Origin of the sequence: Stenotrophomonas maltophilia, assembly GCF_025642255.1 — a bacterium.
GTDB classification, from domain to species: domain Bacteria; phylum Pseudomonadota; class Gammaproteobacteria; order Xanthomonadales; family Xanthomonadaceae; genus Stenotrophomonas; species Stenotrophomonas maltophilia_P.
Genome location: NZ_CP106759.1, coordinates 314,537 through 327,500 on the forward strand (window position 1 = coordinate 314,537; position 12,964 = coordinate 327,500).

12 protein-coding genes are annotated in these 12,964 nt (G+C 67.8%); 4 read left to right on the plus strand and 8 right to left on the minus strand.

What is annotated here, in order from left to right:
• Positions 1-7 precede the first annotated feature (7 nt).
• The 6 genes from kdpC to pyrE all read right to left on the minus strand — a co-directional run bounded on the left by kdpC (position 8) and on the right by pyrE (position 6,050).
• The gene (kdpC, locus tag N8888_RS01415; protein ID WP_065182000.1) at positions 8-658 is read right to left on the minus strand and encodes a potassium-transporting ATPase subunit KdpC; all 651 of its coding nucleotides are present in this window, start codon (positions 656-658) and stop codon (positions 8-10) included.
• The gene (gene kdpB / locus N8888_RS01420) at positions 655-2,712 is read right to left on the minus strand and encodes a potassium-transporting ATPase subunit KdpB (RefSeq protein ID WP_193395769.1); all 2,058 of its coding nucleotides are present in this window, start codon (positions 2,710-2,712) and stop codon (positions 655-657) included. Before kdpB ends, kdpC begins: the two co-directional genes overlap by 4 nt.
• Before the next feature lie 10 nt (positions 2,713-2,722).
• Complete coding sequence (gene kdpA, locus N8888_RS01425; RefSeq protein WP_065181998.1) at positions 2,723-4,429, minus strand: potassium-transporting ATPase subunit KdpA; 1,707 nt, start codon at positions 4,427-4,429, stop codon at positions 2,723-2,725.
• 12 nt (positions 4,430-4,441) lie between these two features.
• Positions 4,442-4,534 (minus strand): potassium-transporting ATPase subunit F, encoded by a 93-nt coding sequence (locus N8888_RS01430; protein WP_053516498.1) that lies wholly within the window; start codon positions 4,532-4,534, stop codon positions 4,442-4,444.
• Between the two features lie 174 nt (positions 4,535-4,708).
• Positions 4,709-5,371: a hypothetical protein gene (locus N8888_RS01435; protein WP_053516496.1), complete on the minus strand. Its 663-nt coding sequence runs from the start codon at positions 5,369-5,371 to the stop codon at positions 4,709-4,711.
• Positions 5,372-5,390: 19 nt separating this feature from the next.
• Complete coding sequence (pyrE, locus tag N8888_RS01440; RefSeq protein WP_065174233.1) at positions 5,391-6,050, minus strand: orotate phosphoribosyltransferase; 660 nt, start codon at positions 6,048-6,050, stop codon at positions 5,391-5,393.
• Between the two features lie 163 nt (positions 6,051-6,213).
• On the opposite strand from pyrE, the gene N8888_RS01445 reads away from it, so the two are divergent.
• From N8888_RS01445 to N8888_RS01455, 3 genes are all read left to right on the plus strand, one after another.
• Positions 6,214-7,014, plus strand: coding sequence for an exodeoxyribonuclease III (locus N8888_RS01445; RefSeq protein WP_053516492.1), 801 nt, complete (start codon positions 6,214-6,216; stop codon positions 7,012-7,014).
• The gene (locus N8888_RS01450; protein WP_263176921.1) at positions 7,011-8,315 is read left to right on the plus strand and encodes an AmpG family muropeptide MFS transporter; all 1,305 of its coding nucleotides are present in this window, start codon (positions 7,011-7,013) and stop codon (positions 8,313-8,315) included. The genes N8888_RS01445 and N8888_RS01450 overlap by 4 nt, the downstream gene beginning before the upstream one ends.
• A gap of 78 nt (positions 8,316-8,393) precedes the next feature.
• Positions 8,394-8,624: a hypothetical protein gene (locus N8888_RS01455; protein ID WP_053516488.1), complete on the plus strand. Its 231-nt coding sequence runs from the start codon at positions 8,394-8,396 to the stop codon at positions 8,622-8,624.
• Positions 8,625-8,779: 155 nt separating this feature from the next.
• Here N8888_RS01455 and N8888_RS01460 read toward each other — a convergent pair whose 3' ends face one another.
• Entirely contained in the window at positions 8,780-9,907 is a 1,128-nt protein-coding gene (locus N8888_RS01460; protein ID WP_164153152.1) for an anhydro-N-acetylmuramic acid kinase, read from the minus strand.
• A 64-nt stretch (positions 9,908-9,971) separates the two neighbouring features.
• Positions 9,972-11,444 (minus strand): M23 family metallopeptidase, encoded by a 1,473-nt coding sequence (locus tag N8888_RS01465; protein ID WP_263176925.1) that lies wholly within the window; start codon positions 11,442-11,444, stop codon positions 9,972-9,974.
• 168 nt (positions 11,445-11,612) lie between these two features.
• Between N8888_RS01465 and tyrS the strand changes: the two genes are divergently transcribed.
• Positions 11,613-12,824: a tyrosine--tRNA ligase gene (gene tyrS / locus N8888_RS01470; RefSeq protein ID WP_053516484.1), complete on the plus strand. Its 1,212-nt coding sequence runs from the start codon at positions 11,613-11,615 to the stop codon at positions 12,822-12,824.
• Positions 12,825-12,964 lie beyond the last annotated feature (140 nt).

Sequence of the window (12,964 nt, forward strand, 5' to 3'; positions counted from 1 at the left end):
GATCGCATCACGGCCTGGCGGCTGCGTGGTCCAGCGCGAAGTTCAGCGTCACCACGTTCACCCGCGGCTGGCCGAACAGACCCCATTGGCGTCCCTCGGTGTGGGCCTGCAGCAGCGCCTGCACACGTTCCACCGGCAGGCCCCGGGCACGCGCCACGCGGGCCACCTGCAACTGCGCCGCCGCCGGCGTCAGCTGCGGATCGAGCCCGCCGCCGGATTGGGTGACGAGGTCCGCCGGCACCTGGTCCGGTGCGACGCCTTCGCGCGCTGCGACCGCAGCCGTGCTTGCGGCGACGCGCTCGGTCAACGCAGGGTTGCTGCGTGCCAGGTTGGAGCCGGCCGCCGCCATCGGGTCATAGTTGGCGGCCGATGGCCGCGCCTGGAAGTAGCCATCGCCAGTGAACGGCTGCGCCAGCCACGCCGACGCACGCACTTGGCCGCTGCCATCGCGCAGCAGGCTGCCTTCGGCCTGCATCGGGTACGCCAGGCCGGCAAAACCGGTGGCGATGCCGGCGTAGACCGCACCGGCCAGCAGCAGGGTCGCCACACCCAGGCCGATCGCCGGGCGCCAGCTGGCGTCGTCCTGCAGGCGGGCCATGCGGGATGCGGCCTTGGCTTCGCGCGGAAGGGAAGAAGAAGTGGAAGCAGAGCGGTTCATGAGCCGGATACCAGGACAAGAAGGAGGTCGATCGCCTTGATCGCCGCGAACGGCAGCAGCACGCCACCCAGGCCGTACACCAGCATGTTCCGGCGCAGGAGCGCGGTGGCCGTGGCCGGGCGGAAGCGCACGCCGCGCAGAGCCAGCGGAATCAGAGCGGGAATCACCAGGGCGTTGAAGATCAGCGCGGCCAGCACCGCGTTGCGCGGACTGGACAGCTGCATCACGTTCAGCGCTGCCATCGCGGGTACCGCCGCGGCGAACAGCGCCGGCAGGATCGCGAAGTACTTGGAGACATCGTTGGCCAGCGAGAAGGTGGTCAGCGCGCCGCGGGTGATCAGCTGCTGCTTGCCTACTTCCACCACCGCCAGCAGCTTGGCCGGATCCGAATCCAGGTCGACCATGTTGCCGGCTTCCTTGGCGGCCTGCGTGCCGGAGTTCATGGCCAGCCCGATGTCGGCCTGGGCCAGCGCCGGCGCATCGTTGGTGCCATCGCCGACCATCGCCACCAGACGGCCCCCGGCCTGTTCCTGGCGGATGCGTGCCAGCTTGTCCTCGGGCCGGGCTTCGGCGATGTAGTCGTCGACGCCGGCTTCGGCAGCGATGGCGGCCGCGGTCAGCGGGTTGTCACCGGTGATCATCACCGTCCGGATGCCCATCGCCCTCAGCTGTGCGAACTTCTCGCGCATGCCGTGCTTGACCACGTCCGACAGTTCGATCACGCCCAGCACATGGCGACCTTCCGCCACCACCAGCGGCGTGGCGCCGTTGCGGGCGACCTGTTCGACGCGCCCGCCCAGCTCGGCCGGCACCACGCCTCCCTGCGCCTGCACATGGTTGCGGATCGCATCCAGCGCACCCTTGCGGATCTGCCGGCCATGGGCAAGGTCAACGCCGGACATGCGGGTCTGCGCACTGAAGGCCAGGTAGACGGCCTGCTCCGGTTCGGCGGTGGTGCACCCCTGCTCGCGTGCCAGGCGCACGATCGACTTGCCTTCCGGGGTCGGGTCGGCCAGCGAGGACAACAGGGCCGCGTCGCGCAGCTGGCTGGCGTCGATCCCGGCCAACGCATGGAAGTGGCTGGCCTGGCGGTCGCCGTAGGTGATGGTGCCGGTCTTGTCCAGCAGCAGCACATCGACGTCGCCGGCCACTTCCACCGCCTTGCCCGACTTGGCCAGCACGTTGGCCGCCAGGGCGCGGTTCATGCCGGCGATGCCGATGGCCGGCAGCAATCCGCCGATGGTGGTCGGGATCAGGCAGACCAGCAGTGCGATCAGCAGCAGTGGATCGACCTGGACGCCGACATGGGCGCCGATGGCCGGCAATGTCGCCACCACCACCAGGAAGGTCAGCGTCATCGCCGCCAGCAGCAGGGTCAGGGCGACCTCGTTCGGTGTCTTCTGCCGGTTGGCGCCTTCCACCAGCGCGATCATCCGGTCCAGGAAGCTGTGGCCCGGCTCGGCGGTCACACGCACGACGATCTGGTCGGACAGCACCTTGGTACCGCCGATCACGCCGGAGCGATCGGTACCCGCTTCGCGCAGCACCGGTGCCGATTCGCCGGTTACCGCCGCTTCGTTGATGGTGGCCAGGCCCTGCACGATCTCGCCATCGGCTGGCACCAGCTCGCCGGCACTGACGATGACGTGGTCGCCCGGGCGCAGTTCGGCGGCCGGCACCTGCGTTTCTGCGGCCCCTGGCTGCGCGGCGGCCAGTCGGCGCGCCACCAGGTCCTGGCGGGCACGGCGCAACGATGCGGCCTGGCCCCGGCCGCGTGCTTCGGCGACGGCCTCGGCGAAGTTGCCGAACAATACGGTGACCAGCAGGATCGCGGTCACCGCCAGGCCGAAGCCCAGTGGAGCGTTGCCGGTCAGGGTGATGATCGCGGCGACGATCGTGCCGGCCATCACCACCGCCATCACCGGGCTGCGCACCAGATGCATCGGTGAAAGCTTGCGTACGGCGTCGACCAGTGCGCGGCGCAGGCCGGCCGCATCGAGCAGGGCAGGGCGTGACGCAAGCGGGTTACGGGTTGAGGTTGCGTGGCTACTCATGGGGGTGTCCTCAATGCAGTCCCAGGCTCAGGTGGTCGGCGATCGGGCCAAGCACCAGCGCCGGCATGAACTGCAGCACGGTCAGGATGACGATCACCGACACCAGGGTCAGGGCGAACGTCGGGGTTTCGATCTGCAGGCTGCCCGCTGACTCCGGTGCCTGCCGCTTGGCGGCGAGCTGGGCAGCAACCACCAGCGGAATCACCAGCAGCGGAAAGCGACCCAGCAGCAGCACCAGCGAGCAGCTCAGGTTCCACCACGGCGTGGCATCACCCAGTCCCTCGAAGCCCGAACCGTTGTTGGCGTAGGCCGATACGTATTCGTAGAACACCTGGCTGATGCCGTGGAAGCCGGGATTGGAGGTGCCGGCCAGGCCGGGCACGGCCAGAGTGACCGCGGTGAACACCAGCAGGGTGATGGGCTGCAGCAGCACCAGCAGGGCCAGCAGGCGCACCTGCGGGGTCTCCAGCTTGCGACCGAACAGTTCCGGCGTCCGGCCCGTCATCAACCCCGCCAGGAACACGCCCAGCAATAGGTAGACGATGAACTGCTGCAGGCCGCAGCCGATGCCACCCCAGATCGCACTGACCAGCATGTTGACCAGGGCAATGCCACCGCTCAGCGGGGCCAGCGAATCGTGCATGCCGTTCACCGAGCCATTGGACACCTGCGTCGTCACCGCCGCCCACAACGCGGTGCCGTCGGCGCCGAAACGTACTTCCTTGCCCTCCATCAGCAGGGGCGTGGCCGCACTGGCACTGTGGCCTTCGCTCCACACCATGGCGCCGGTGGACAGCAGCGACATTCCCAGCATGCAGACGAACACCAGCGCGCCGAAGCGACGTCGCCCGGTGAATGCCCCGATCATGAAGATCACCGCCATCGGTACCAGCAGGATGCCGATCACTTCGAGAAGGTTCGAAACCGGCGTCGGATTCTCCAGCGGGAAGCTGCTGTTCGGGCCATACCAGCCGCCGCCGTTGGCGCCCAGCTGCTTGGCGGCGACCATCGCCGCGACCGGACCCAGCGGCAGCTTCTGCGTCGTCATGCCGGCGGAGGCATCGATCGGCGTAGCCTGCGGCCCCGCCGCCAGCGTCGACGGCACGCCCTGGCTGGTCAGCAGCAGTGTCCACAGCAGGCACAGCGGCAACAGGACGCGCACGCACAGGCGCACCACGTCGGTGTAGTAGTTGCCCACTGCGACCTGGCGGTCATCGCCGGCGCTGCCTGTGGCCGACTGCGGCGCCGGCGCGAACAGCGCGCGCAGTGTGGCCACCGCCAGCGCCAGGCCCATCATCGGGGTCACCACCTGCAGACCAGTGATCCCGGTCATCTGCGAGAGGTAGGACAGCTGCGCCTGGCCCGAATAGTGCTGCTGGTTGGTGTTGGTCAGGAACGAGATCATCGTGTGCAGCGCGGTGTCCCAGCGCATGTTCGGGATCTGGTCCGGATTCAGCGGCAACCACGCCTGGGTCATGAACACCGCCAGGGTCAGCACCGCCACCACCCCATTGCTGAGCAGGAATGCCAGCACGTAGCCACGCCAGGACATCGAGCGTGCGGGATCGACGCCGAAGACCTTGTACAGCGGCGTTTCGATCCAACGGAACAGCACGTCGACCTTCATCGGCGTGCCGCGCATCACGCGCGCCAGGTACAGTCCCAGCGGCCATGCCAGCGCGACGCTGGCAGCAAGAATGACAAGAATTTCAATCATGGCCGGCTCCGCTCAGAACGACTCGGGCCGCAGCACGACATACAGAAGATAGGCGGCGGCGATCAGCACCAGCACGCCACACACCAACGACAGCCAGGGGGACATGGGAATTGCGTCCTGGTGGAACCCCTCCACCTCAGGCCGTCATGGTCGGCCTGCGCCCCGTAAACGCACTACCCGGCGGACCGGGCCGGCGCGTAAAGACTGCATAAATTCCGCGCGTCAGGCCGTAACCTGGCCACGGGTAGCGCCGGGCCATGCCCGGCGGCAGGAGCGTTTTCAGCCAGCCGGGGCAGCCGGCGCCAGGCCCTTCAGCTCGCGATAGCGCTGCAGGGTGCTTTCGATCTCCGCCTTCAACGCCTGCTGCTGCTGCAGGAAGCCGGACTGCAGGCGCTGCTGCGACTGCAGCTGTACGTGCCGCTGGCGGATCGCTTCGGCCTGCGGGTCGCCCACCTTGGCGCCCGCCAGCTCGCGGTCGCCGGCCGCCGACAGCAGCGCGACCAGCGATTCACGCAGGCTGGCCACGTTGTACTGGGCGGTCTTGAGGTTGTTGTCGAGCACTTCCTGGCGCTCGGCGAACACCCGCCGCAGGTCGTCTTCGCTGCCGTAGGTGGTCAGCATCGCCTGCTCGGTGCGCTGGCGGGTCTGCTCGGCCATCCGGTCCAGCTGCTGCTGTGCCGCCGCGGTACTGGCGGCGGCACGTTCTTCGTCGGTCAGCGCGCGCTGCACCTGCGCATTGCGCAGCCCACTGCGGGCATTGAACTCGTCGCGCGCGTGGTTGACCGCATCGGCAGGAAGCGCATCGGTGCAGATCCGCTCCTGGCCCTCGTTCCAGCAGTACAGCTTCTTCTCGACCTTGTCGCCGCCCCGCGACTGCCCCGCCACGGTGAACGGCAGGGCCAGCAGCAGGCCGGCGAAGAGAACAGCAGGAATTCGGGACATGCGACCTTCCCCCTGGCGGTCAGCGTGTGGAGCGGACGCCGTACTGGGCCCGATAGGCTTCCAGCGGCTGCCGGTAGCCGACAAGTTCCGGGTTTCCCGAGGCGAAATCAAGCAGGTCGCCCAGCGAAGCCACTGCGATCACCGGGATGCCGGCTTCCTCGGCCACTGCCTGCGCCGCGGAGCGGCGATCGGCTTCCGAAGCGATCTCCTGGCGATCCAGAGCGACCACAATGCCGGCCGGAGTGCCGCCTGCCGCGCGGATGATGGCCAGCGCTTCGCGGATCGCAGTACCCGCAGTGATCACGTCATCGACGATCAGCACGCGCTTGCCATTCATGTCGGCGCCGATCAGCTGGCCGCCTTCGCCATGGTCCTTGGCTTCCTTGCGGTTGAACGACAGCGGCAGGTCGCGGCCACGCTGGGCCAGCTCGCAGGCCATTGCCGTGGCCAGCGGAATGCCCTTGTAGGCCGGGCCGAACACCACGTCGTACTTGACCCCGCTGGCGTCGATGGCATCGGCATAACAGGCGCCGAGCTGGGACAGCAGCGAGCCGGAGTCGAAGCGACCGGCGTTGAAGAAATAGGGGCTCAGCCGGCCGGACTTGAGGGTGAACTGGCCGAAGCGCAGGGCGTCGGCGGTCAGGGCCAGCTGCAGGAAACGGTGACGGTGGTCGCTCATCAAAACTCGATTCATCTTCATTTGGAGCACAAATCCTAATGCAGCCGGGCCTTCCGCGCTCGTCGGCGCTCTTCCGGGGGGGCCGTCCGGCCGCGTCCGCCGGACTGCGCAGCCCAGCAGCCAACCGGTATGCTTGCCCGGTTTCCCGTCGTAGGTCCCCCGCATGCGCATCATCAGTTTCAACGCCAATGGCATCCGTTCCGCCGCGACCAAAGGCTTCCTCGACTGGTTCCGCGCCCAGGACGCCGACGTCCTGTGCCTCCAGGAGACCAAGGCCCAGGAAGACCAGTTGACCGACCCGATGTTCCGGCCCGACGGACACCATTGCTTCTACCGCGATGCCATCACCAAGAAGGGCTACAGCGGCGTGGCGATCTACAGCAGGCGGGAACCGGACCAGGTCATCACCTCGCTGGGCTGGGCGCCGTTCGACGATGAGGGGCGCTATATCGAGGCGCGCTTCGGCAACCTCAGCGTGGTGTCCTTCTACATTCCGTCCGGCAGCTCCGGCGACCTGCGCCAGGGATTCAAGTTCGAAGTGATGGAGTGGCTGCGGCCGATCCTGGAGGAGTGGGCGCGCAGCGGTCGCGACTACGTGCTGTGTGGCGACTGGAACATCGTGCGGTCGGCGCTGGACATCAGGAACTGGAAGTCCAACCAGAAGAATTCCGGCTGTCTGCCCGAAGAGCGCGACTGGCTCAACGCGCTGTGCGCTGATCATGGCCAGGCCACCGACGTGGCGGCCGGTCGTGGCTGGGCCGATGCGTATCGCCTGCTCAATCCCACCGGGGAGGACTACACCTGGTGGAGCAACCGCGGGGCGGCCCGCGCCAACAACGTGGGATGGCGCATCGACTACCAGTTCATCACGCCGGGCCTGCGCGACAAACTGCGTGGCTGCTCGATCTACCGCGAAGAGCGCTTCTCCGACCACGCCCCGTTCACCGTGGACTACGACCTGTGAGCGAGGCGGCCAGGCCGGTCAGCTACAAGGGCTGGGCAGGAATCAAGCGCGCCTTCGGTACACCGTCGGCGCTGACCATGGCCATGCTGGGTTTCGGCAGTGGCCTGCCGTTCCTGCTGATCGCGTCGCAGACCTTGTCCACGCGCCTGCGCGATGTGGGGCTGGACCTGGGCAGCATCGGCCTGATCAGCCTGGCCAGTTTCTTCTACCTGCTCAAGTTCCTGTGGGCACCGCTGCTGGATCGGTATGCCTTCCCGTTGCTGGGCCGGCTCGGCCGTCGTCGCTCCTGGCTGCTGATATCGCAGGTCATGGTGCTGGTCGGACTGATCGCGCTGGCCTTGGTGCGCCCCGAACAGGGCGTCTGGCCCCTGGTGATGTGGGTGCTGGTGGCGTCCTTTGCCGGCGCCACCCAGGATTCGGCCGTGGATGCCTACCGTATCGAGATCGCGCCGCAGACCGCTCAGGCCGCGCTGGCGGCCACCTACACGTTGGGTTACCGGATCGGCCTGATCCTGGCCGGTGCCGGCGCGCTGTATCTGGCCCAGTTTGAAGGCTGGGTCATCGCGTATCTGGCGATGGCCGCCCTGATGCTGCTGCCGATCATCACCACGCTGCTGTGCGCCGAACCGGAGCGTCCCGCCACCGCCGTGCAGCGCCGCATCGATGTCGCCGAAGCCTTCGTCCAGCCGATCACAAGTTTCTTCAGCCGCAACGGCGTGGCATTGGCGCTGGTGCTGCTGGCCTTTGTCGGCCTGTTCAAGTTCCCTGACCAGGTGATCGGGGTGATGGCGGGGCCGTTCTACCTCGATTCCGGCTTCGACAAGGCCGACATCGCCACGGTCTCCAAACTGTTCGGGGTGTGGATGGGCATCGGCGGTGCCTTCCTGGGAGGCATCGCGGTGGCCGCGTTTGGCTTCCGGCGCATGCTGCTGGTGGCGGCACTGGGCGTGGCGCTGTCCAATCTGGCCTTTCTGCTGATGGCGCACAACCCGGGCAAGCTGTGGGCGTTCTATGCCGCCCTCAGTGCCGACAACCTGTTCCAGGGCTTTGCAGGCACCGTGCTGGTCGCCTTCATGTCGTCGTTGACGGACCGCAACTTCACCGCGACCCAGTATGCGCTGCTGGTCTCGCTGGCCAACCTGCCCGGCAAGTTCGTCGGCGGTGTGTCGGGCTACATCGTCGAGGCCACCTCCTACAGCACGTTCTTCATCCTCAGCTCGGTCACCGTGGTGCCGACCCTGCTGCTGCTGGTCTGGCTGTGGCCGCGCATCGTCGACCGCGGGCCACCGCCGGCCGCCTGATTGCCTGCCCGCCCGGTCTGCGGGATCATCGCCCCCGACGCGCCGAGGGGGCGGTGCCCTGCGAACGGGGAAGTGAGCATGGCTGATGTTGTGCTGCGGGACCTGGACCCGCTGCTGCTGGAACGCATCCGGCGGGTCGCGGTTGCCCGTGGCTGGAGCCACGAACAGACCTGTGCGGCGTTGCTGGAACAAGGGTTGTTCAGCAGCGAGCTGGAGGTCCGCTCCGGTTTTGGCGATACCGAGGTCGATGCGCTCGCTGCGGCCATCATCGCGCTGCAGGCGCTGCCGGCCGGGCAGGGCTTCGATTGATCTGATACCTCACCGCCGGGCATGGCCCGGCGCTACCAGTTGGTCGCCGAAGGGCGCGCGCCGGGCCATGCCCGGCGGAGGATGCCGAAGGGGTAGCGCCGGGCCATGCCCGGCAGGGGGTAGCGCCGGGCCATGCCCGGCGGGGGGGGGCCACCTCAGGCCAGATGGATCGCGCCGAGAATCCGCGGTCCCTTCGCGCCGGTGACGCTGGGCAGGTTCCCCGTCAGCCCGTCCATCGTCCGCTGCGCCAGCCAGGCGAAGCCCATGGCTTCCACGTACTCCGGGTCCAACCCATGCACGGCGCTGGATTCCACCTGCAGCGCCGGCAGCCGTTCGGCCAGCCGTTTCATCAACTGCCGGTTGTGCACGCCGCCGCCACAGACCAGCAGGCGGCGTGTCTGCGGCTGCTGCGCCAGCAGCGCATCGGCCACGGTCGCCACGGTCAGCTCAAGCAGGGTCGCCTGCACATCGGCAGCGGCGTACTGGCCTTCACCCATGTGCGCCTCCGCCCACGCCAGATGGAACTGTTCGCGACCGGTACTCTTCGGCGGGGGCAGGTCGAACCAGGGGTCCGCACGCCAGCCCGCCAGCAGGGGGCCATCCACCACACCGCTGGCGGCATAGGCGCCTTCGGCATCGAAGGTGCGCCCGGTGTGGCGCTGGCACCAGGCATCCATCAGCGCATTGGCTGGACCGGTGTCGAAGCCGCGTACGGCACCCTCCCGCGGGATCAGGGTCAGATTGGCGATGCCGCCCAGGTTGAGCACGGCCCGGTCCTCGTCGGCCGTGCCCAGCATGCCGAGGTGGAAGGCCGGCATCAGCGGTGCGCCATGACCGCCGGCAGCCACGTCGCGGCGGCGGAAATCGCACACCGTGGTGATCCCGGTCAGCTCGGCGATGCGGTTGCCGTCGCCCAGCTGCACGGTGAAGGCCGGATCGGCCAGCGGCCGGTGGCGCACGGTCTGCCCATGCGAGCCGATCGCCCGCACCCGGGTGCGGTCCACGCCGGATTCGTCCAGCAACTGGTTGGCGGCGTCGGCGAAGGCGATCGCGATCCGCGCGTCGAGTTCGCCAAGCTCCTCCAGCGACGCCAGCGGCCCCCCTTCGCCCAGCGCCACCAGCCGCGCGCGCAGCAGGGGCTCCCAGCGCGCCGTCAGGCCATGCACGAAGCGGCAGCCGCCCTCGTCGGGAAACTGCACCAGCGCGGCATCGATACCGTCGGCGCTGGTGCCTGACATCAGGCCCAGGTACAGGGGAGTGTTGGCGTCGGCAGGTGTGCTCATGGCGCGCAAAAGAAAAGGACGCGGCAAGCTTGGGCTGCCGCGTCCTTGTTCGTCAACGCAGGTCTCAGCCGCGCTTGCGGCCGCGGGTCTGCGTGTCCTTGGCGCTGGCCACCTCCGTGGCCGCCTCGTCCTGACCGGTCGGCGCCGGGCTGGCGTCGGCGTAGATCAGCTTCTCCATGCCTTGGATGCGCGCCATCGCCGGCGCGGTCTGGGCGCGGAAGGCGGCCAGCTCGGCGCCCTTGAGCGGCTCCGGCGGCGGCATGGTCACCGTCAGCGGGTTGCGGTGCACGCCGTTGACGCGGAATTCGTAGTGCAGGTGCGGGCCGGTGGCCAGGCCGGTCGAGCCGACATAGCCGATCACCGTGCCCTGCGCCACGCGCTGGCCGGTGCGGATGTTCGCAAAGCGCGACATGTGCCCGTACAGGGTGGTGTGGCCACGACCGTGGTCGAGGATCACCACATTGCCGTAGCCGCGCTGCACGCCGGCGAACTGCACGCGCGCATCGCCGGCCGCCATGATCGGCGTGCCGGTGCGGGCGGCGTAGTCCACGCCCTTGTGCATGCGCATCTTGCCCAGCACCGGGTGCTTGCGCGCGCCGAAGGTCGAGCTCAGGCGCGCGAACGGGATCGGCATGCGGATGAAGCTCTTCTTCAGCGAGCGCCCATTGATGTCGTAGTACTCGGACTTGCCGTTGCGTTCGAAGCGGAAGCCCGAATAGGTCTTGCCGCCGGTGGTGAAGGTCGCTGCCAGGATCTTGCTGGTATCGACCTTTTCGCCCTCGCGCCAAGTCTCATCCATCACCACGCTGAAGCGGTCGCCCGGCTGCAGGTCCTTGGAGAAGTCGATGTCGTACTTGAAGATGTCGTCGGTCATGGTGGCGATCGCCGAGGGTGACAGCCCGGCCCGGCGCGCTGCGGCATACAGCGAACTGGTGATCTCACCACTGGTGACCACCGTGCGCGTGGAGGTCTCGCGCTTGGTCACGGTTTCCTTGATGTTGTCGCCGGCCAGGCTCAGCTCGACCCGGTTCTCGCCGTCGCGGTCGAAGCGGATGCTGCGCAGGTCGCCGGACAGCGGCATGTCGAAGGCGATCTCGGCGCCCGGACGCAGCTTCGTCAGCGATTCGCGGGCACCGGGGTGGTCCAGGACGCGATGCAGGGTGGTCGCCGGAATGCCGGCCTGGTCGAACAGCTCGCTGAGGGTCTGGCCACGCTGTACGCGCAGGACCTGCCAGCTGTCACCGGGCACCTGCTGCTGGCGGGCCAGCGACAGCGGCGGCAAGGGCAGGGCCAGGCTGGTGTGGCTGTCGGCGTAGGGGGCGTCGATGGTGTGCGAGAAACCGGGGACGATCGTGGCGACCAGCGCACCGATGGTCGCGAACAGGCTGGCATGCATCCAGTGACGCCGGGTCCAGCGCTCATTGAAGGCGGCGGGAAGATGTTGCCTGAGCTTCCGATGCAGGGCGTTGTCGTGCAGGACGTGAAGGCGTTCCTGGAAGCGCTGCTTGCGTGCGCGCCCTTGTTCGGAGTTGTGCATCGGCGGTTTTTCCTGGCTGGCCCGGGAGCGCGGGCCTGAACGCCGGTTACCATAGACACCTGAGAAAAGCGCGTCAAACCCTTGTGCCCATTGGCTTTTGTGAAGCCAATCGGGTTAACTTGGCTTTAACACCCCCACACAAGAATCGGCGTTGCCGGGAGTAGTCACGTGTCCTCGATTGAAGAAGCCCTTTCCCTGATCGGCCGTGGTGCCGACGAGATCCTCAAGCTCGAGGATCTGCGTGCGCGCCTGCAGGAAGGCCGTCCGCTGCGGATCAAGGCTGGCTTCGACCCCACCGCGCCGGACCTGCATCTGGGTCATACGGTGCTGCTGAACAAGATGCGCCAGTTCCAGGACCTCGGTCATCAGGTCATCTTCCTGATCGGCGACTTCACCGGCATGATCGGCGACCCTTCGGGCAAGAGCCTGACCCGCAAGCCGCTCAGCCGCGAGGATGTGCTGGCCAATGCCCGCACCTACGAGGAACAGGTGTTCAAGGTGCTGGACCGCAGCCGTACCGAAGTCCGCTTCAATTCGGAGTGGTTCGGCAGCATGGGGGCGGCCGACATGATCCGCCTGGCCGGCCAGCACACCGTGGCACGCATGCTCGAGCGCGACGATTTCGCCAAGCGCTACGCCGCACAGCAGTCCATCGCCATCCACGAGTTCCTGTACCCGCTGGTGCAGGGCTACGACTCGGTCGCCCTGCAGGCGGACGTCGAACTGGGCGGTACCGACCAGAAGTTCAACCTGCTGATGGGTCGTGGCCTGCAGGAGCACCACGGGCAGAAGCCGCAGGTGGTGCTGACCATGCCGCTGCTGGAAGGCCTGGATGGCGTCAACAAGATGTCCAAGTCGCTGGGCAACTACATCGGCATCAGCGAGCCGGCCATCGACATCGTCACCAAGACCATGAAGGTGGACGATGCCCTGATGTGGCGCTGGATCGAACTGCTGTCCTTCGATATCAGCCAGGCCGAGGCCGCGCAGCTGCGGGAGCAGGTGGCCAGCGGCGGTCTCAACCCGCGCGTGGTGAAGCTGCGCCTGGCGCGGGAGCTGGCAACCCGCTTCCACGACGCAGCCGCCGCCGAACAGGCCATTGCGGGCTGGGAAGCGGCGGTGACCGGACAGGGCGACATCACCCAGTTGCCGCTGCAGGACGTGGCGATTCCGGCCGAAGGTCTGCGCATCGCGGCGCTGCTGACCGCTGCCGGGCTGACCCCGAGCAACTCAGAAGCCAACCGCAAGCTCAAGGAGCGCGCCGTCAAGGTGGATGGCGAGGTCGTGGAAGATGGTCAGCAGGTGCTGCAGCCGGGCTTCGAAGGCCTGCTGCAGGTCGGCAAGCGCACATTCGCCCGTGTGCGCCTGATCGCGGCCTGAGACCTGTCGGACAAGCGCCGGGCACGCGCCCGGCCGCTCGTGGCGCCGTTCATCGGGCGCCTGTCGGATGAACGGTGCCAACATCCGATGAAAAAAGTCGCCACACCCCCTTCACAAATGGGGCGAACAGGGACATACTT